Genomic DNA, 20,162 nt, shown 5'->3' with positions numbered 1-20,162 from the left:
TCGCTGGAATCTTCTGAACAGGACACTAAGTCGACAAGTGGCGCACGTTCAACGAACACGCCGAACCTCCCGTTTTTCTTTTCACCCTATGTGATCAGGCGTTGCACTGCCCAACCAGGGTGCTGGCCTGCGCGGATGTGCGTCAACTCCCCGATGACGCAGGGGCGGTGGGAACGCTGACATCGAAGTACCGCGCATCCGGCGATGCTTTCATGAGAGCGGTGAGCGTACGCGCCTTCGCGGCGCCGTTCTCCGCACTCCCCCACGCGACGGTGCGGCCGTCGCCCAACTCCAGTGAGATGTCGTCGTACGAACTCACCTTGACGGTCCGGGTGTCACGGGCGACGGCGGCCGGAATGGCACCCGCGGCGCGTACGGCCTCGCGCACCAGTCGGTCCTCGCCGAAACGACGCAGGCTCGCGGCGCTGGAGCCGCTGCGGGACGGCGTCAATTCGAGCGCGGGGATACCTTTCGGGGCGTCAGAAACCGTGGCGAATCGGACACCTTCATCGTCCACTTCGATGAACTTTCCGCCCTTTTCGACAATCAGGACCGGAACGCGCTCAATCACTTTCAGCCCGATTCCATGGGGCCACGAGCGGACCACGTCAACCGAGTCAATTCGGGGCAATTTTCGGCTCAGTCGTGCCTCAATCGCAGCGGTGTCGACGGAAATCAGCGGCGCCCCGACCGGTACGTCGGCGGCCTCGCGCACCTGCTGCGGCGTCAGAACCCGTGTTCCCGCGATCGATACACGCTCCACCCGCAGCCACTTCGAACCGTAGAGCACCCAGACCGAACCGGCCCCGACGAGCACCAGCACCACGGCCAGGATGACGATCGTACGAAGCCTCGGTCGCCGCAGACGACGAACCGGAGGCGGGCCGGCCGACTCCTGCTGGCTTTCACCGCGTTCGGCGGTCGTCGGTCCGGCCACGCTTCCTGCCCTCCGTCATCAGCTCCTAGTGGTGTGCACGACGCGCGGCGATCGCCTCGTACACCATGCCGACGAGCAGTTCGTCGGCGTCCCGGCGGCCGAACTCGCTGGCGGCGCGGGACATCTCGTACAGCCGGTGCGGGTCGGCGAGCACGGGCAGGACATTCTGCTGCACCCACTGGGGGGTGAGTTCCGCGTCGTCGACCAGCAGTCCACCGCCGGCCTTGACCACCGGCTGGGCGTTCAGCCGCTGTTCGCCGTTGCCGATGGGCAGCGGGACATAGGCGGCCGGGAGTCCGACGGCGGAGAGTTCGGCGACGGTCATCGCGCCCGCGCGGCAGAGCATCATGTCGGCCGCGGCGTACGCGAGGTCCATCCGGTCCACGTACGGTACCGGGATGTACGGGGGCATCCCCGGCATCTGCTGCACCTGCGGCAGTTCGTTCTTCGGGCCGACCGCGTGCAGGATCTGGATCCCGGCCTGCTGGAGGTAGGGCGCGACCTGCTGGACCACTTCGTTGAGGCGGCGGGCGCCCTGGGAGCCGCCGGAGACCAGCAGCGTGGGCAGGTTGGGGTCGAGGCCGAACATGTGCCGGGCCTCGGGTCGGGCGGCGGCCCGGTCGAGCGTGGCGATGGTGCGGCGCAGCGGGATGCCGATGTAGCGGGCGTCACGCAGCTTGCTGTCCGGGGTGGAGACGGCGACCTTGGCGGCGTACCGCGAGCCGATCTTGTTGGCGAGGCCGGGGCGGGCGTTGGCCTCGTGGATGATGATCGGCACGCCGAGGCGCTTGGCGGCGAGATAGCCGGGCAGGGCGACATAGCCGCCGAAGCCGACGACCGCGTCCGCCTTGGTGCGCTCCAGGATCTGCTCGGCCGCCTTGATCGTGCCGCGCAGCCGGCCCGGGACGGTGATCAGCTCGGGGGTGGGCTTGCGTGGCAGCGGTACGGCGGGGATCAGCGCGAGTTCGTACCCGCGCTCGGGTACGAGTCGGGTCTCCAGGCCGCGCTCCGTGCCCAGGGCCGTGATTCCCACGGTCGGGTCCTGCCTGCGCAGGGCGTCCGCGAGGGCGAGCGCGGGCTCGATGTGGCCGGCGGTCCCCCCACCGGCGAGTACGACATGCACCGAAATTCACCGCTCTCCGGACGAGCGCGCCGCTGAGGCACGCCGTCGCATCGTGTTCCATCTGCCCGGCCCCGAAGGGCGTCCCGCGCGCTTTCTACCAAAGCGAGGTTGCCGCATGGATAGCGCCGCCCGCGCAGCGGGCTCGTCACGCGCGAAGGCGATCAGCAACCCGATGGCGAACATGGTCGGCAGCAGGGCGGATCCTCCGTAGGAGAACAGCGGGAGGGGGACGCCGGCGATCGGCAGCAGACCGAGCACCGCACCGATGTTGATCACTGCCTGAGCGGTGATCCAGGTGGTCACGCCTCCCGCGGCATACCTCACGAACGGGTCCTCCGTGCGTCCGGCCACGCGGATACCCGCATAGCCTAGAGCCGCGAAGAGGGCGAGCACCGACAGCGTCCCCGCCAGGCCCAGTTCCTCACCGGTGACGGCGAAGATGAAGTCCGTGTGCGCTTCGGGGAGTTGGCCCCATTTTTCCACACTCGCACCGAGTCCGGAACCGAAGAGTCCGCCGGAGGCCAGCGCGTAGATCCCGTGCACGGCCTGCCAGCAGTCGGCGGTGCCGCTGCCGGGCTCGGTGGCACCGATACAGGCGAAGCGGGCCATACGGTTCGGGCTGGTCTTGATCAGGATCCCGCCGACGAACGCCGCCCCCGTCAGCACGCCCACGAACAGCCTGGTGGGCGCCCCCGCCAGCCACAGCAGGCCGAACAGGATCGCCGTCAGGATGATCGCCGTACCCATGTCGCCGCCGAGCATGATCAACCCGAGCAGCATGAACGCCACCGGAACGAGCGGCACCAGCATGTGCTTCCACTGGCTGAGCAGCTTCTTGTCCTGCTTGCGGGCGAGCAGGTCGGCGCCCCACAGCACCAGCGCGAGCTTGCCGAACTCGCTGGGCTGAAGCTGGAAAGGACCGGCGATGGAGATCCAGTTCTGGTTGCCGTTGACCGCCACCCCTATCCCCGGCACCTGCACCAGGGCCATCAGGAACACGGCGCCCGCCAGTATCGGGTAGGCCAGCGCCCGGTGCAGCTTGACCGGCATCCGCGAGGCGGCGAACAGCAGTCCGGCGCCGAGCAGCGCGGCCAGGGCCTGCTTGCGGAAGAAGTACGACCCCGGCAACGACAGCTGCAGCGCGGTGATCTGGGAGGCCGAGTAGACCATCACCAGTCCGAGCACGGTGATCAGCAGGCTGCCGCCGAGGATCAGGTAGTACGCGGTCAGCGGCCGGTCCCAGGCCTTCTGGGTGCGCGTGACCAGCCGGGCGACGGGATTCTCGCCCGGGGTCCGCGCAGCGGCGGGCCGGCGAACGTCCCGCTGCACGGGCGGCCGCCCGGTACGGCTACCCGGCATCGCTGCCTCCGCTGTACGTCGGCCTCGACGGCTCCACGCGTCCCTCCCAAGGTCGCCCGGCAGCCGGCGGCCGGGGTCAGGCACCGAGTTCGCGAACAGCGTCCGCGAACGCGTCTCCACGCTTGTTGTAGTTGGCGAACATGTCCATGGAGGCACAGGCAGGTGCCAGCAGCACCGTGTCTCCGGCAACGGCGAGTCGCCGCGCCTCCTGGAGCGCCGCGAGCATCGCCCCAGTGTCGGTCCGGTCGAGGTCGACGACGGGTACCTCGGGCGCGTGTCGCACCAGGGCTTCACGGATCAGCGCACGGTCGGCGCCGATCAGGACCACTCCGCGCAGCCGCTTCGCCGACTTGGCGACCAGTTCGTCGAAGGTCGCGCCCTTGGCCAGACCGCCCGCGATCCAGACGATCGAGTCGTACGCCGCCAACGAGGCCTGGGCCGCGTGCGTGTTGGTCGCCTTGGAGTCGTCGACGTAGGCGACCCCGTCCACGTCGGCGACGTGCGCGATGCGGTGGGCGTCCGGGGTGAACGCACGCAGCCCGTCCCGTACGGCCGCCGCGGGCACCCCGTAGGCGCGCGCGAGGGCGGCGGCGGCGAGGGCGTTGGCGATGTTGTGCGGGGCCGGCGGGTTGACGTCGGAGACCTCGGCGAGCTCCTGGGCGTTCTTCTGCCGGTTCTCGACGAAGGCACGGTCGACCAGGAGGCCGTCCACGACGCCGAGTTGGGAGGGGCCGGGGGTGCCGAGGGTGAAGCCGACGGCCCGGCAGCCCTCCTCGACGTCGGCCTCGCGGACCAGGTCCTCGGTGGCCTTGTCGGCGACGTTGTAGACGCAGGCGACGCGATTGCCCTCGTAGATACGGCCCTTGTCGGCGACGTACGCCTCCATGGTGCCGTGCCAGTCGAGGTGGTCGGGGGCGAGGTTGAGGACGGCTGCCGAATGCGCACGCAGGGAGGGCGCCCAGTGGAGCTGGTAGCTGGAGAGTTCGACGGCCAGGACGTCGTACTGCTCCTCGCCGAGCACCGCGTCCAGCAGGGAGACGCCGATGTTGCCAACGGCGGCCGTGCGCAGGCCCGCCGCCTTCAGGATCGAGGCGAGCATCTGGACGGTGGTGGTCTTGCCGTTGGTGCCGGTGACGGCGAGCCAGGGGGCGGCATCCGGGCCGCGCAGGCGCCAGGCCAGTTCGACATCGCCCCAGATGTCGATGCCGGCCACGCGTGCCGCCGCGAACAGCGGCTTGTCCGGCTTCCAGCCGGGTGCGGTGACGATCAGGTCGGTGCCCTCGGGCAGGGTCGCGCCGTCGCCGAGGCGGACGGTGACGCCGAGCGCCTCCAGTTCCGCGGCCTGTGCACGCGCGCGTGCGTCGTCGCCGTCGTTGACAACGGTGACGCGCGCGCCGAGGCCGTGCAGGACCTTGGCCGCCGGGACGCCGGAGACGCCCAGTCCGGCGACGGTGACGTGCTTGCCCTGAAACTCGAAGGGCTCCGAGGAGGTCACTTGTCCGCTGCCCATCCCGCGTAGAAGAGGCCCAGTCCGACGATCACACAGATGCCCTGAATGATCCAGAAGCGGACCACGACGAGCACTTCCGACCAGCCCTTGAGTTCGAAGTGGTGCTGGAGTGGCGCCATTCGGAACACGCGCTTTCCGGTCATGCGGAAGGAGCCGACCTGGATGACCACCGACATCGTGATCAGGACGAACAGGCCGCCGAGGATGGCGATCAGCAACTCGGTACGGGAGCAGATCGCCAGGCCCGCGAGGACACCGCCGAGCGCGAGCGAACCGGTGTCGCCCATGAAGATCTTGGCGGGCGAGGTGTTCCACCACAGGAAGCCGAGGCAGGCGCCCATCAGCGCGGCGGAGATGACCGCGAGGTCGAGCGGATCGCGCACCTCGTAACAGGCGCCCGGGTTGGTCAGGTCCTGCGCGTTGGCGCACGACTCCTGGAACTGCCACACGCCGATGAAGGTGTAGGCGCCGAAGACGAGCACGGAGGCGCCGGTGGCCAGACCGTCCAGACCGTCGGTGAGGTTCACGCCGTTCGACATCGCGAGGATCATGAACAGCGCCCAGACGACGAACAGCACCGGGCCGATCGTCCAGCCGAAGTCGGTGATGAACGACAGCTTCGTGGACGCCGGGGTGTTGCCGCGGGCATCCTCGAACTGCAGCGCGAGCACCGCGAAGGAGATGCCGCCGAGCAACTGGCCGGCCATCTTCGCCTTGGCCCGCAGACCCAGCGAGCGCCGCTTGACGATCTTGATGTAGTCGTCGAGGAAGCCGACCAGACCCATGCCGACCATCAGGCCGAGGACGAGCACACCCGAGTAGGTCACCGAGTAGCCGGTGATCAGCTTGGACAGGAAGTAGGCGGCGACCGTCGCGAAGATGAAGGCGATACCGCCCATCGTCGGCGTACCGCGCTTGCTGGCGTGTTCACGCGGGCCGTCGTCCCGGATGTACTGGCCGTAGCCCTTGCGGGCGAGCAACTTGATCAGCAGCGGGGTGCCGACCAGGGTCAGAAAGAGGCCAATGACTCCTGAGAACAGGATCTGCTTCATCATCGGGCGGCAACCTCACCCTCGGCACCGGTCCCGACGAGCGCCTGCGCCACGCTCTCGAGCCCGACCGACCGGGACGCCTTCACGAGTACGACGTCTCCCGGGCGCAATTCGCTGCGCAACAGGTCGACCGCCGCCTGTGCGTCGGACACGTGCACCGACTCCTCACCCCACGAACCCTCGTTATATGCGCCCAGTTGGAGCCAGGACGCTTCCCTGCCCCCGACCGCGACGAGCTTGCTGACGTTGAGCCGGACGGCGAGCCGTCCGACCGCGTCGTGCTCGGCGAGAGCCTCGTCCCCGAGCTCGGCCATCTTGCCGAGCACCGCCCAGGTCCGCCGCCCCTTGCCCATGGCCGCGAGCGCACGCAGGGCGGCTCGCATGGACTCGGGGTTCGCGTTGTAGGCGTCGTTGACGACCGTCACGCCGTCCGGGCGCTCGGTGACCTCCATCCGCCAGCGGGAGAGGGAGCCCGCCTCGGAGAGCGCGGTGGCGATCTCTTCCGCGGACATGCCCAGCTCATGGGCGACGGCGGCCGCGGCGAGCGCGTTCGACACGTGGTGCTCACCGTACAGGCGCATGGTCACGTCGCTTGCACCGGAGGGTGTGTGAAGGGTGAAAGCAGGCTGCCCACTGTCCGTGAGCCGCACGTTCTCGGCGCGTACGTCCGCTTCGCCGGACTCTCCGAAAAGGATCACCTTCGCCTTCGTACGGGATGCCATGGCCCGTACGAGGGGATCGTCGGCGTTCAGGATCGCCGCGCCGTCTTCCGGAAGGGCCTCCACGAGCTCGCCCTTGGCCTGCGCGATCTGCTCCCGGCCGCCGAACTCGCCGATGTGGGCGGTGCCGACGTTCAGGACGAGGCCGATCTTCGGGGGCGTCAGATCCGTGAGGTAGCGGATGTGGCCGAGGCCGCGGGCACCCATCTCCAGAACGAGGAACTTCGTCTCCTCGGTGGCGCTCAGCGCGGTCAGCGGCAGTCCGATCTCGTTGTTGAACGAGCCGGGTGTCCACACGGTCGGCGCCTTGCGCTGCAGCACCTGGGCGATGAGGTCCTTGGTGCTGGTCTTGCCGGCGGAGCCGGTGAGCGCAACGAGGGTCGTGCCGAGCCGTCGTACGACATGACGCGCGAGCGCGCCGAGGGCGGTCTGGACGTCCTCGACCACGATGGCGGGGGCGCCCACGGGGCGGGACGCCAGGACGGCGGCCGCTCCCGCTTCGACGACCTGGGCCGCGAAGTCGTGGCCGTCCACGCGCTCGCCGACGAAGGCGACGAAGAGGCTGCCGGGGCCCGCCTCACGGGAGTCCCGGACGACCGGTCCCGTGACCTGGACGGACGGATCCGGTATGTCGTGCGTCTGCCCGCCGACGACTGCTGCGATCTCGGCGAGAGAGAGGGCGATCACAAGTTCATCCCCTGGGTCTTCTGGATTCTCATCCCTGGGTTTTCCGGATTGCTTCGCGAAGCACCTGGCGGTCGTCGAAGGGACGGACCACCCCGGCGATGTCCTGGCCCTGCTCGTGGCCCTTCCCCGCGACCAGCACGGTGTCCCCGGGCTGCGCGCGGGCGACGGCGGCGGCGATCGCGGCGGCCCGGTCCTCGAAGACCTGGACCTCGCCGCGCTCGTGTGCTGGTACGGACGCCGCGCCCTGAAGCATGGTTGCGAGGATCGCGAGGGGATCCTCGGAGCGGGGGTTGTCGGAGGTCAGTACGGCGGTGTCGGCGAGCCGGGCCGCGGCGGCGCCCATCGGCTCGCGCTTGGTCGTGTCGCGGTCGCCGCCGCAGCCGAGCACGACGTGCAGCCGGCCTTCGGTGACCTTGCGCAGGGCCCGGAGCACCGATTCGACGGCGTCGGTCTTGTGTGCGTAGTCCACGACCGCGAGATACGGCTGACCGGCGTCCACCCGCTCAAGCCGGCCCGGCACGCCCGGCACGGCGGCGATGCCGTCGGCGGCGGCCTGCGGGTCGAGGCCCGCGGTGGCCAGGGCGACAATCGCGGCGAGGGTGTTGGCGACGTTGAAGGGGCCCGCCAGCGGGGACTTGGCGGCGATCCGCTCGCCCTTGGGGCCGATCGCGGTGAACACCGAGTCCATTGGGCCCACCTGGACGTCCTCCGCGCGCCAGTCGGCGTCGGGATGGCCCTCGGCGGAGAAGGTGACGACCGGGACGGCGGACTCCTTGGCGAGCCTGCGGCCGTACTCGTCGTCGAGGTTGACGACGCCGAGTTTGCTGCGTTTCGGCGTGAAGAGCTGTGCCTTGGCCCGGAAGTAGTCCTCCATGTCGGAGTGGAACTCCATGTGTTCCGGGCTGAGGTTGGTGAAGACGGCGATGTCGAAGACGCAGCCGTCGACACGGCCGAGGACCAGCGCGTGGCTGGAGACCTCCATGGCGACCGCCTCGACACCGCGTTCGCGCATGACGGCGAACAGGGCCTGGAGGTCGGTGGCTTCGGGGGTGGTGCGCTCGGACTTGATGCGCTCCTCGCCGATGCGCATCTCGACCGTGCCGATGAGCCCGGTGGACCTGACCGTCTTCAGGCCGCCCTCCACGAGGTAGGCGGTCGTGGTCTTGCCCGAGGTGCCGGTGATGCCGATCTGGAGCAGATCCCGGCCGGGGTGGCCGTAGATCGTGGCCGCCAGCTCGCCCATCCGTCCGCGCGGGTCGTCGACGACCAGGACCGGGAGCCCGGTGGCCGCTGCGCGTTCGGCGCCGGTCGGATCCGTCAGAACGGCGACCGCGCCGAGGCCGGCGGCCTGCGTGACGAAGTCGGCGCCGTGCAGGCGGGCGCCCGGGAGGGCGGCGTACAGGTCGCCGGGGCGGACGGCGCGCGAGTCATGGGTGATGCCCGTGACCTCGGCGGCGACTTCCGGCTGCGCGACACCACCCAGCTGATCGGCGAGCTCCGCGAGGGGTGTGGCGGAGACCTGAACCGGCCTGGGCGGCCCCGGATATGTCACGGGTGCGCCCTTCTGAGTGGTTTGGGACTGATCAGCGTGTGGCACGGCGGTGAGCGTACCCGGCGCACCCGCTTCGGGGCGAAGTGAGGGCGCGACCGTGCCCTGGTTCCCTGGATCGGGGGTGATCGTTGTCACGAGGGGGTTCCTGGTGGCTCGGTGCTGATCAGGGTCAGTATTCGACCGGCAGATTGGCGGGCTTGGCCCCGGTCGGCGGGACCTGGAGGGTCTTCAGCGCGAACTCCATGACCTTCTTGTAGACGGGGCCGCAGATCTGGCCGCCGAAGTAGCTGCCCGCGGTGGCGTTCTGGATGGCGCAGTAGACGGTGATACGGGGCTTGTCGGCCGGCGCGAATCCGGCGAACGACGAGGTGTAGCCGTGGTACTTGCCGGTGGCCGGATCCACGCGGTTGGCAGTGCCCGTCTTGCCCGCGACGCGGTAGCCGGGAATCCGCGCCTTGGTGCCGGTGCCGTCCCGGTCGTCCACGACCGACTCCAGCATCTGGGCGAGGGTCTTGGCCGTCTTCTCGCTGACGACCCTGGTCTTCTCGGGTTTCGCGGCGGGAGTGAAGCGGCCGTCGGCGCCCGTGGTGCCGCGCACGAGCGAGGGCTCCACGCGTACGCCGCCGTTGGCGATCGTCGAGTAGACGGACGCCGCCTGCATCGCGTTGAGGGACACGCCCTGGCCGAAAGGAATCGTGTACTGCTGCGAGGTCGACCACTGGCCGGGCGGCGCGAGGATGCCCTTGGTCTCGCCGGGGATGCCGAGCCCGCTGTAGCTGCCGAGGCCGAACTTGCGCAGATAGGAGTAGAGGATGCGGTTGGACTCTGCCTGGGTCTTGCCGAGCTGGCCGGTCGCCAGGATGGTGCCGATGTTGCTGGACTTGGCGAGCACGCCGTTCAGCGTGAGGTACCAGGTCTCGTGGTCGATGTCGTCCTTGAACAGCCGGTCGCCGCGGTGCAGCCGGTTGGGCACGACGACATGCGTCAGCGGGGTCGCGACGTTCTCTTCGAGGACGGCGGCCATCGACATGACCTTGGCGGTGGAGCCGGGCTCGTACGCGTCCTCCAGGGCCCAGTTGTGCAGGGACTCCGCGTCGGCCTGGGAGAGGTCGTTGGGGTCGAAGCCGGGCGAGTTGGCCATGGCGAGGATCTCGCCGGTCTTGGTGTCCTGCACTATCACGTAGCCGCGGTCCGCCTCGGACTCCCGCACCTGCTCGGTGATCGCGTTCTGTGCGGCCCACTGGATGTCGCGGTCGATGGTCAGCTCGACGTCGCTGCCGGGCACGGCGGGCGTCTCGGTCGAGGCCACGGTGGGCACCTGGCGGCCACCGGACTGGGCGTAGCGGATCTTGCCGTCCTTGCCGGCCAGCGCGGAGTTCAGCTGCCGCTCGACACCGCCGCCGCCCTTGCCGTCGGCGTTGACCCAGCCCAGTATCCCGGCGCCCAGCTCACTGTTGGGGTAGACCCGCTTGCTGGTGGGTTCCGCGAGCACGCCCGCGAGGACGTTGACCGTGCTCTTGTCGGACTCGGCCTTGGTGGCCAGCGTGCTCTTCAGGTCCTTGATCTGCTGCCAGACCTGCGGTGTCTGCCGCCGGGCCAGCAGGGCGTAGCGGAGCGCCTTGTTCTGCGGCCTGAGCTTCTTGACCAGGCCGTCCTGGTCCACGCCGAGGATCGGCGCGAGGAGCGCGGCGGCCTGCTCGGGCCCGTCGTCGATCTTCAGCTGCTCACGGCTGAACAGCGTGGGGTCGGCCGTGATGTCGTACGCGTCCTCGCTGGTCGCGAGCGCGACGCCGTTGCGGTCGGTGATCTCACCGCGTTCGGCGGCCAGGGTGCGGCCGACATACCGGTTCTGCCCGGCCTTGGCGGCCAGGGTGTCGGCGTCGACGGCCTGGACCTGGAGCAGTCGTACGACGAACGCGATCAGTACGAGGGTCAGCGCGAGGCTGACCATGCGCAGCCGGGGGCGGGGGCTGCCGAGCCGGATGACGCCGGGCCGGTTGGAGCGGGCGGCGGCCGGGTTCGGGCGGCGGGCCGGGCGGGCGCCGGGGCCGGGGCGCCGCTGGCCGCTGCCGCGGGGGCGGTCGGGCCGGGCCGGGCCGGGCACGCGGCGGCGCGGCGGTTCCCTGTCGGACACTTCCGTCACCTGCCGAGGGTCGTGGTCGGGGTGGGGGTGAGGGCTGGTGCTGCGGGCGCGGCGGGCGTCGGGAGCGCCGCGGCGTCCAGGGGGGTGGGTGTGGGTGTCGGGATCGTGGCCGGGCCTGCCGCCGGGTCGGCCGACAGTGCCTCGGGGGCGAGGACTAGGGGGGCGAACGCGTCGCTGTCCAGGCCCTCGGCGGGTGAGGGGACGCCCTTCACGGTGCCGTCGGGGTCGAGGAAGGCGGGGTCGCCGCCGGGGATCATGCCGAGCTCGCGGGCGCGGCGCTGGAGGGCGTCGGGGGCCGAATAGGCGTCGATGTCCCGCTGCAGGGCCTGTTCCTCGTCGGTGAGGCTCTGGGTCTCCTTCTGCAGGTCGTCGAGTCTGAACGCCCCTTCGCTGAGCGCCGAGTTCAGCACCAGGAGTCCGATGAGGCCGCCGCCGAGGAGGAGGACGACCAGGAGCACGAAGGGGGTGCGGGCGGCCTGGTTGCGGCCACCGGCTCCTGGGATGAGGCGTGCGAGACGGGCCGCACGCCCCCTCAGTTGGGGTTTCCTACTCACTCGCCCTCCCCCGAGTCCGGTTCCCCAACCGACTCACCCACCTGCGAGTCCGGTTTCCCAACCCACTCATGCCCCTCACGCCCCTCACGCCCCTCACGCCCCTTACGCCCCTCACGCCCCTACTCAACGTCTTCCCTGACCCGCTGGGCTCCGCGCAGTCGCGCCGGTGCCGCTCGCCGGTTCTCGGCGACCTCGTCCTCGGTGGGAAGTTCGGCACCGCGGGTGAGCAGCTTGAGCCGCGGCTGGTAGCGCTCGGGGACGACCGGCAGCCCGGGGGGCGCGGTGGTGGCGGCGCCGGCCGCGAACACCTGCTTGACCAGCCGGTCCTCCAGCGAGTGGTACGACAGCACGGCGATCCGTCCGCCCACGTCGAGGGCCTTCACGGCGGCCGGGATCGCCCGCTCCAGGACGGAGAGTTCCCCGTTGACCTCGATACGCAGGGCCTGGAAGGTGCGCTTGGCCGGGTTGCCGCCGGTGCGCTTGGCGGCCTGCGGCAGCGCGTCCCGGATCAGCTCCACGAGCCGGGCGCTGTTGCTGAACGGCTCCTTCTCGCGCTCCCGCACGATCGCGGAGACGATCCGCTTGGCCTGCTTCTCCTCGCCGTACAACCGCAGGATCCGGACGAGTTCGCCCGCCGGGTAGGTGTTGAGGACCTCGGCGGCGCTGATGCCGGTCGTCTGGTCCATGCGCATGTCCAGCGGCGCGTCCTGGGCGTAGGCGAAACCGCGGTCGGCCTCGTCGAGCTGCATGGAGGAGACGCCGAGGTCGAAGAGGACGCCCTGCACGCGCGCGATGCCGAGCCGTTCCAGTACGTCGGGCAGTTCGTCGTACACGGCGTGCACCAGGGTGGCCCGCTCGCCGAAGGGGGCGAGCCGCTCACCGGACAGGCGCAGGGCCTCCTTGTCCCGGTCGAGGGCGACGAGCCGCGCCTCGGGGAACTGCCTGAGCAGGGCTTCGCTGTGGCCGCCGAGGCCGAGTGTGCAGTCGACGACCACCGCTCCGGGGGCCTGGAGGGCGGGGGCCAACAGGTCCAGGCACCGCTGGAGCATCACCGGGACGTGTCGACTCTGGCTCAAGGGGCCCTCTCAGATCCGGCGGGCCCGTACGCACCGCCGGGTCCCCGCCCGCTCGAGAAGGGGACGGCCTGCCGGCGCCGGAAGCGTCAGCCGGCCGGGAGCGGGAGGAGGCCGAGCCGTACGTACGCGCCGCGCACGCGGGGAGATCTCCGGAACATCACCGGGGTCTCCGGGGGATTTCAGTCCAGCAGGGAGAGTCTCGCCTCCCGCTTCGCGTCACTTTAGTCCACGCTGTCTCGCGGTCAATCAACCGGCCTGCGCGTCGCGGCGCGGGGCGCGAAGGAAGCGGGCGGGGGCGGAAAACCACTCGTCCGGGCGCTCCCCGGTCACGCTTGTGGGTTACCTCACAACAAGGTTCATTGATGTTCTTTGTCCTCTCTCACAGCGGGCCCAGAACGGACGTGACCAGTACCGTCATGGGTATGACGACCTCCGCATCAGTTCCCGCTGGACCCGAAGGCGCCATATCGGTTGGCACTGTCACCGATCGTCTCGTAGAGGCCAACGCGCGGTACGCCGCCGCCTTCACCGACCCGGGTATGGACGCCCGTCCCGTTCTGCAAGTCGCCGTGGTGGCCTGCATGGACGCCCGCCTCGACCTGCACGACGCGCTCGGCCTCGACCTGGGCGACTGCCACACCATCCGCAACGCGGGAGGCGTGGTCACCGACGACGTGATCCGCTCCCTGACCATCAGCCAGCGCGCGCTCGGCACGCGCAGCGTCGTCCTCATCCACCACACCGGCTGCGGCCTGGAGACCCTCACCGAGGAGTTCCGGCACGACCTGGAGATGGAGGTCGGCCAGCGGCCCGCCTGGGCGGTGGAGGCCTTCCGGGACGTCGACCAGGACGTACGGCAGTCGATGCAGCGGGTGCGCACCTCGCCGTTCCTGGTGCACACCGACGACGTCCGGGGCTTCGTGTTCGACGTGAAAACAGGTCTGCTGCGCGAGATCGACCCCGCGTAACCGGCCGCGGGACCCGCGTAACCCGCTGCCAAAGCTGTCGTTTCGCTGTTGATTTCTGGTTCCGGGGTGGCCAAACAGCCATAAGACCGGCAAATCGCGGCCAGTTGTCCATAGGCGAGTGACACGAAACGGTAACGGCAGCAAGAATGCGAGTGTGGCGTCACGCGGAACTTTTCACGCGTGGTGTCCGTGTTCCAGGGGTGGGCCGGTCCGCAGCACAAGCGACGGCCCGGACAGAACGGGCCGAGGAGGGCCGGGTGACGACCTATGACGATCGAGCGAGCCTCACTGATCTGACCGCCACTGTGGAGCGTGTCCGCAGTTCGGTGGAAGGAGTGATCGAGGGCAAGCCCGAGGTCGTACGGCTTTCGCTGACCGTACTGCTCGCCGAGGGGCATCTTCTGATCGAAGACGTTCCAGGTGTGGGCAAGACAATGCTGGCCAAGGCGTTGGCGCGGTCAATCGACTGTTCGGTGCGGCGTATCCAGTTCACGCCCGACCTGCTGCCCTCGGACATCACTGGTGTGTCCATCTGGGATCAGCAGCGCCGTGACTTCGAGTTCAAGCCCGGTGCGATCTTCGCGCAGATCGTGATCGGCGACGAGATCAACCGCGCATCGCCGAAGACGCAGTCCGCGCTGCTGGAGTCCATGGAGGAGCGCCAGGTCACCATCGACGGGCAGACCTATGAGCTGCCGAGCCCCTTCATGGTGGTGGCCACGCAGAACCCCGTAGAGATGGAGGGCACCTACCCGCTGCCGGAGGCCCAGCGCGACCGTTTCATGGCCCGCGTCTCCATCGGCTACCCGAGTGCGGACGCCGAGTTGCAGATGCTGGACGTGCACGGCGGGGTGAACCCCCTGGACGACCTCCAGCCGGTGGCCCATGCGCACGAGATCGTGAAGCTGGTCGAGGCCGTTCGCGAGGTGCACGTCGCCGAAACGGTCCGGCGGTACGCCGTCGAGCTGGTCGCCGCCACGCGCAACCACCCCGACCTCAGACTCGGCGCCTCCCCGCGCGCGACGCTGCACCTGCTGCGCGCGGCGAAGGCGTCGGCCGCCCTCAGCGGCCGGGAGTACGCGCTGCCGGACGACATCCAGGCCCTCGCCGTGGCCGTCCTGGCCCACCGGCTGCTGCCCACCGCCCAGGCCCAGCTGAACCGGCGTACGGCGGAGCAGGTCGTGCAGGAGATCCTGCAGCGCACCCCGGTTCCCGCGGCACCCCAGCAGCAGCCCGGCCTCGGCCTGGCCCACGGCGCGACGGCATACGGCCAGCAGCCGCCGCGGAGGCTGTGATGACCACCGGTGGCACTCCGCACGCGACGGAGGACGACCGGGGCGAGAAGGGCGGTGTGCGCACGGCGCTGGCGGGGCTGACCACGCGGGGACGCTCCTTCCTGGCCGCCGGAGTGGCGGCGGCGATCTGCGCGTACGTCCTCGGGCAGAGCGATCTGCTGCGGGTCGGCCTGCTGCTGGCCGCGCTGCCCCTGGTCTGCGCGACGGTGCTCTACCGCACCCGCTACCGGGTCGCCGGCAGCCGCCGGCTCTCCCCCGCGCGCGTGCCCGCCGGCAGCGAGGCCCGGGTCCATCTGCGGATGGACAACGTCTCGCGGCTGCCCACCGGCCTGCTGATGCTCCAGGACCGGGTGCCGTACGTCCTCGGCCCGCGCCCCCGCTTCGTCCTGGACCGGGTGGAGGCGGGCGGCCGACGCGAGGTGTCCTACCGCGTCCGCTCCGACCTGCGTGGCCGCTACCCACTCGGGCCCCTGCAACTTCGCCTGACCGACCCGTTCGGCATGTGCGAACTGACCCGGTCCTTCTCGACGTACGACACCCTGACCGTCATCCCGCGCGTGGAACCGCTGCCGCCGGTGCGGCTCACCGGCGAGGCCAAGGGGTACGGCGACGGGCGGCAGCGCTCGCTGGCGCTGGCCGGCGAGGACGACGTGATCCCGCGCGGGTATCGCTACGGCGACGATCTGCGCCGGGTGCACTGGCGCCTGACCGCGCGCTACGGCGAGTTGATGGTGCGCCGCGAGGAGCAGCCGCAGCGCTCCCGGTGCACGGTGCTGCTCGACACCCGGGGCCTCGCCTATCAGGGCGCGGGCCCCGACTCGGCCTTCGAGTGGGCGGTGTCCGGCGCCGCGTCCGTGCTGGTGCACATGCTCGAACGGGGCTTCTCGGTGCGGCTGTTGACGGACACCGGCACCTCGGTGCCCGGCGAGGGCGCCGAGGGGTTCGCGGGCGCGAGCCAGGAGTCGGCGGACGCGGCCGGGCTGATGATGGACACCCTCGCGGTGGTCGACCACTCCGACGGCGCGGGTCTGTCGCGCGCGTACGACGTGCTGCGCGGCGGCAACGAAGGGCTGCTGGTGGCCTTTCTCGGGGATCTCGACGAGGAGCAGGCCGCGGTGGCCGCGAAGATGCGCCAGCGCAGCGGAGGTGCGGTCGCCTTCCTGCTGGACAGTGACACGTGGGTGCGGGAACCGACCGATGTCGCCGGGCCGTTGGACGGTAGCGAGGAGCGGCTGCGGATGCTGCGGGAATCCGGCTGGACGGCCGTGAGCGTGCCGCGGGGCGCTTCGCTGAACGAGCTGTGGCGTCGGGCGGACCGCGAGCGCACCGGATTGGCCGCGGCCGGCGGGGAGGGGCGGTCATGAGCGGACGGGCACGACTGGCGCTGTGCGCCTGGGCGGCCACGCTGATGTCGGCGGGCGCCCTGCTCCCGCTGGTCGACCCGGCGACCTGGCTGCTGCAGGCGGCCTTCCTGCTGGCGATCCAGACGGGCGTGGGCGCGGCGACCCGGCGGGTGCCACTGGCCCGGCCGCTGACCGTGGCCGTGCAGGTACTGGTCACGCTGATGCTGCTGACCCTCGCCTTCGTCCGTGAGCAGGCCTTCGTCGGCCTGATCCCCGGGCCGGACGCCTTCCAGCAGTTCGGCGTGCTGCTCCAGCAGGGCGCGGACGACATCAACCGCTACTCGATCCCGGCACCGCTGAACCCCGGCATCCGGCTGATGCTGGTCGGCGGTGTCCTGATCATCGGGCTCGCGGTGGACGTCCTCGCGGTGACGTTCCGCAGCGCGGCCCCGGCCGGACTGCCGCTGCTCGCGCTGTACTCGGTCGCGGCGGGGCTGTCCGACGGCGGCGCCGACTGGCTGTGGTTCGTGGTCGCCGCCGCGGGCTATCTGACGCTGCTCCTCGCCGAGGGACGTGACCGGCTCTCCCAGTGGGGCCGGGTCTTCGGCGGGGCCCCGCGCACCTCTGGCGTGGAGTCCGGGGGCGCGGTGGCACCGATCCGCACCGGCAGACGTATCGGCGTGGTCGCGCTCGGCCTCGCCCTGGTGGTGCCACTGGCCCTGCCCGCGATGAACGGCGGCCTGCTGGACGGCGCCGGGACGGGCGTCGGCTCCGGCAACGGAGGCGGCGGCACGATCTCCGCGGTCAACCCGCTGGTATCCCTGCGCGACAGCCTGAACGTGGACGAGGACCGCCAGGTCCTGTCCCTGCGTACGGTCCCGGAAGACGCCTCGGACCAGTATCTGCGGATCGTGTCCCTGGACGACTTCGACGGCACGACGTGGAAGCCGTCCCGGCGCAACATCGGCGCCGTGCCCGACGAGTTTCCGACACCGATGGGCCTCGGGCCCGAAGTCCGGCGCTCGGTGGTCCAGAGCCGCATCACGGCGGCCGACTGGTACGCCCAGGACTGGCTGCCGATGCCGTACCCGCCGAGCGGCGTCGACATCGAGGGCAGTTGGCGGTACGAACCTGAGGGCATGACCCTGGTCGGCGACCACGGCCAGAACACCCGCGGCCAGACGTACGAGGTGACGAGCCTCGACGTGCAGCCGACGGCGGCTCAGCTGGCCTCGGCCCCGGAGCCGTCGCCGGCCCTGAGTCGGGAGTACACACAACTGCCGGAGTCGCTGCCGGCGGTGGTGTCCGAGACCGCCCGCGAGGTCACCGAGGGTTCGGAGAACCACTACCAGCAGGCGGTCAAGCTGCAGGAGTACTTCTCGCTGACCGGCGGCTTCCAGTACGACACCCAGGTCCAGGTCGGCAGCGGTTCCGCGGCGATCGCCCGCTTCCTCAAGGACAAGCAGGGCTTCTGCGTCCACTTCTCCTTCTCGATGGCGGCGATGGCCCGCTCCCTGGACATACCCGCCCGGGTGGCGGTGGGCTTCGCACCCGGTTCACAGCAGGCGGACGGTTCGGTGTCGGTGTCTCTGAGGGACGCGCACGCCTGGCCCGAGCTGTACTTCGAGGGCGTGGGCTGGACCCGCTTCGAGCCGACGCCGACGCGGGGTACGACGCCGGAGTACACGCAGCCGGACGCCCCCGGCAGCACGCTTCCGGACGTGACGCAGCCGACCCAGTCCGCGAGCGCCGCGCCGTCCGCGTCGACGTCGGCGAGCGAGTCCTGCACGCCGGAGCAGAAGAAGCTGCAGGCCTGCCCGAGCGAGTCCCAGGCGGCCGCAGTGAGCAGTGGCGGCGACGGCCCGAGATGGTACGTCGTCCTGGCCTGGATCCTCGGCGGGCTCGCGGCGGTGGCGATCCCGTTGGCGCCGATGCTGTGGCGCCTGCGCATCCGGTCCGTACGGCTGGGGGCGCACGGCCGCAGCGAGGCCGGCACGGCGCTGCACACCCTGTCGGTCTGGCAGGAACTGACGGACACCGCCTGGGACTTCGGCATCGCGCCGGAGGAGTCACAGACTCCGCGCAAGGCGGCGGCCCGTATCGTCCGGCTCGGTCAGCTCGATCCGACGGCCGCAGCCTCGGTGCACCGGGTGGCGGACGCGGTGGAGCAGGTGCTCTACGCCCCGCACCCACGCCCGACGGCGGGCCTCGCGGACGATGTCCGCCGGGTGATCGGCACCCTGCGGAGCACGGTCGACCGCGGCACCAAGCTGCGCGCGCTGTTCGTTCCGCGGTCGGCCGTACGGGTGGTGTGGGCGGCGTCGGCCTGGTGGACCGGCCTCACAGCACGCGCGGCGGCCGCACGACCGACCCTGCGCAAGCCATCGGGGCAGCAGAGCTGAGAAGAGCTAGGGCCTGTCCGGCGGATCAGCCGGACAGGCCCTGAGCCGCGCCCGGTCACGGAACCTGGCTGAATCCACTCCCTCGGGCCCCGCCCTCCGAAGCCTCAGCGCCTCGGAGGTCGGGGCCCCGCCGCGTGCCGGAGCGCGGTCGGAGGGCATGCGTGAGGGGGTGACCACCCGATGGTGGTCACCCCCTCACGCCGTGCTCAAAAGAGTCTGGGCGTGGAGCTAATGGCCGCCGCCCTGTTCATCCCGGCGGCGCTGCCAACGCTGTTCGATACGGTCCATCATGGAGCGCCGCTGCCGTCCCTGACGGCCCGCGGGCTGGGCGCCCGCGGCGGGCTGCTCGCCCGGCTTGGGAGCCTTGCGCCAGCCGGTCACAGCGAGTACCGCACAACCCAGCATGACGAGGAAGCCCACCACGCTGAGCCAGACCTGCTTGGCGACCATTCCCGCCATGAGGAGCGCGATACCTACGAGGAAGCCCGCGACCGCCTGGTAGACCCGTCGCCGGGTGTACGTGCGCAGCCCGCTTCCCTCAAGCGCTGTCGCGAACTTGGGATCTTCGGCGTACAGCGCTCGCTCCATCTGCTCGAGCATTCGCTGCTCGTGCTCCGAGAGCGGCACGGAGTCCTCCTCATCGTGCAGTCGCCGGGGCGACCCGGGGGGTCCCTTCAGGATAGGCAGGGAATCGCCCCCGTGAAACCCGCCCCTCTACGCCAATTGGCCAACCGGAATCCGCCATGGACGTCCCGGCCTACTGAGGCTTCCATTCCCCAGCAGCCGACCCGTCATGCCGGGCGGTCTCCCTCGATCATACGGCGCAGAGCGCCCGATCGGGGGGCCTGTGGCGTACTCCATGTGCAGCCAAGTACCTGATCAGCGCCTCACCACGGGAGATGGCTCAGGCCTCGAACGCACCCCGGGTCTCACCGAGCACATGAAGCTGCGTGGCCACGGAGTGGAACGCCGCGAGCTCGGCGGCGGCGGCCTCCAGCCTGAGCAGCGCGTCCAGGGCACCGGGCTCGGTGTCCACGAGCGCGCCGGGGACGAGGTCGGCGAAGACGCGTACGCCGTGCACGGCGCCCACGCTCAGGCCCGCGGCCTCGACCAGATCGGTGAGCTGCTTCGCGGTGAAGCGGCGCGGCATGGGGTCGCCGGCGCCCCAGCGGCCGTCGGGGTCGTCGAGGGCCTGCTGGGCTTCCTTGAAGTGCCCGGCGAGCGCCCGCGCGAGCACGGCGCCGCCGAGGCCGGCGGCGAGCAGGCTCAGGACGCCGTCGGGGCGCAGGGCGGCCACGGCGTTGCGGACGCCCTCGGCCGGGTCGTCCACGTACTCCAGGACTCCGTGGCACAGCACGACGTCGTAGCCGCCTCGCTCGACCACGTCGAAGAGGCCGTGGACGTCGCCCTGCACGCCCTGCACACGATCGGCGACGCCGGCC

16 protein-coding genes are annotated in these 20,162 nt (G+C 70.6%); 4 read left to right on the top strand and 12 right to left on the bottom strand.

Annotated elements, in window-relative coordinates; translation table 11 throughout:
- Positions 1–142: 142 nt before the first annotated feature.
- The 10 genes from ACTWQO_RS37640 to rsmH form a co-directional block, all read right to left on the bottom strand.
- Positions 143–937, bottom strand: a complete 795-nt coding sequence (locus ACTWQO_RS37640) for a cell division protein FtsQ/DivIB (RefSeq protein ID WP_443241875.1) — start codon at positions 935–937, stop codon at positions 143–145.
- A gap of 25 nt (positions 938–962) precedes the next feature.
- Positions 963–2,060, bottom strand: coding sequence for an undecaprenyldiphospho-muramoylpentapeptide beta-N-acetylglucosaminyltransferase (gene murG, locus ACTWQO_RS37635; protein WP_443241874.1), 1,098 nt, complete (start codon positions 2,058–2,060; stop codon positions 963–965).
- Between the two features lie 6 nt (positions 2,061–2,066).
- Entirely contained in the window at positions 2,067–3,419 is a 1,353-nt protein-coding gene (gene ftsW / locus ACTWQO_RS37630) for a putative lipid II flippase FtsW (RefSeq protein WP_362951568.1), read from the bottom strand.
- 76 nt (positions 3,420–3,495) lie between these two features.
- The gene (gene murD / locus ACTWQO_RS37625; protein WP_443241873.1) at positions 3,496–4,929 is read right to left on the bottom strand and encodes a UDP-N-acetylmuramoyl-L-alanine--D-glutamate ligase; all 1,434 of its coding nucleotides are present in this window, start codon (positions 4,927–4,929) and stop codon (positions 3,496–3,498) included.
- Positions 4,911–5,981, bottom strand: a complete 1,071-nt coding sequence (gene mraY / locus ACTWQO_RS37620; RefSeq protein WP_362951575.1) for a phospho-N-acetylmuramoyl-pentapeptide-transferase — start codon at positions 5,979–5,981, stop codon at positions 4,911–4,913. The genes murD and mraY overlap by 19 nt, the downstream gene beginning before the upstream one ends.
- Positions 5,981–7,387, bottom strand: a complete 1,407-nt coding sequence (locus ACTWQO_RS37615; RefSeq protein ID WP_443241872.1) for a UDP-N-acetylmuramoyl-tripeptide--D-alanyl-D-alanine ligase — start codon at positions 7,385–7,387, stop codon at positions 5,981–5,983. The genes mraY and ACTWQO_RS37615 overlap by 1 nt, the downstream gene beginning before the upstream one ends.
- 28 nt (positions 7,388–7,415) lie before the next feature.
- Positions 7,416–8,939, bottom strand: a complete 1,524-nt coding sequence (locus ACTWQO_RS37610; protein WP_443241871.1) for a UDP-N-acetylmuramoyl-L-alanyl-D-glutamate--2,6-diaminopimelate ligase — start codon at positions 8,937–8,939, stop codon at positions 7,416–7,418.
- Positions 8,940–9,108: 169 nt separating this feature from the next.
- Positions 9,109–11,073: a peptidoglycan D,D-transpeptidase FtsI family protein gene (locus tag ACTWQO_RS37605; protein WP_443241919.1), complete on the bottom strand. Its 1,965-nt coding sequence runs from the start codon at positions 11,071–11,073 to the stop codon at positions 9,109–9,111.
- A 5-nt stretch (positions 11,074–11,078) separates the two neighbouring features.
- Complete coding sequence (locus tag ACTWQO_RS37600; protein ID WP_443241870.1) at positions 11,079–11,636, bottom strand: septum formation initiator family protein; 558 nt, start codon at positions 11,634–11,636, stop codon at positions 11,079–11,081.
- 119 nt (positions 11,637–11,755) lie between these two features.
- Positions 11,756–12,712 carry a 16S rRNA (cytosine(1402)-N(4))-methyltransferase RsmH gene (rsmH, locus tag ACTWQO_RS37595; RefSeq protein WP_443241869.1) on the bottom strand — a complete coding sequence of 319 codons (957 nt, stop codon included), beginning with the start codon at positions 12,710–12,712 and terminating at the stop codon, positions 11,756–11,758.
- Between the two features lie 422 nt (positions 12,713–13,134).
- Here rsmH and ACTWQO_RS37590 point away from each other — a divergent pair, with 422 nt between their 5' ends.
- The 4 genes from ACTWQO_RS37590 (at position 13,135) to ACTWQO_RS37575 (ending at position 18,720) form a co-directional block, all read left to right on the top strand.
- Positions 13,135–13,680: a beta-class carbonic anhydrase gene (locus ACTWQO_RS37590; RefSeq protein WP_443241868.1), complete on the top strand. Its 546-nt coding sequence runs from the start codon at positions 13,135–13,137 to the stop codon at positions 13,678–13,680.
- 257 nt (positions 13,681–13,937) lie between these two features.
- A complete protein-coding gene (locus ACTWQO_RS37585) occupies positions 13,938–14,975 on the top strand; it encodes an AAA family ATPase (RefSeq protein ID WP_443241867.1) in 1,038 nt (345 codons plus the stop codon).
- Positions 14,975–16,339 (top strand): DUF58 domain-containing protein, encoded by a 1,365-nt coding sequence (locus ACTWQO_RS37580; RefSeq protein WP_443241866.1) that lies wholly within the window; start codon positions 14,975–14,977, stop codon positions 16,337–16,339. Before ACTWQO_RS37585 ends, ACTWQO_RS37580 begins: the two co-directional genes overlap by 1 nt.
- Positions 16,336–18,720 (top strand): transglutaminase TgpA family protein, encoded by a 2,385-nt coding sequence (locus ACTWQO_RS37575; RefSeq protein ID WP_443241865.1) that lies wholly within the window; start codon positions 16,336–16,338, stop codon positions 18,718–18,720. The genes ACTWQO_RS37580 and ACTWQO_RS37575 overlap by 4 nt, the downstream gene beginning before the upstream one ends.
- Positions 18,721–18,948: 228 nt before the next feature.
- On the opposite strand, the gene ACTWQO_RS37570 is transcribed toward ACTWQO_RS37575, so the two are convergent.
- The gene (locus ACTWQO_RS37570) at positions 18,949–19,347 is read right to left on the bottom strand and encodes a DUF3040 domain-containing protein (RefSeq protein ID WP_301979245.1); all 399 of its coding nucleotides are present in this window, start codon (positions 19,345–19,347) and stop codon (positions 18,949–18,951) included.
- A 277-nt stretch (positions 19,348–19,624) separates the two neighbouring features.
- Positions 19,625–20,162 (bottom strand): methyltransferase (locus tag ACTWQO_RS37565; protein ID WP_443241864.1); only part of this gene is annotated, 538 nt, incomplete at its 5' end.

Origin of the sequence: Streptomyces sp. 4N124, from assembly GCF_052245395.1 — a bacterium.
GTDB lineage: Bacteria > Actinomycetota > Actinomycetes > Streptomycetales > Streptomycetaceae > Streptomyces.
The sequence above is the reverse complement of the archived record's forward strand: the minus strand, read 5'-3'. Positions and strand labels throughout refer to the sequence as shown.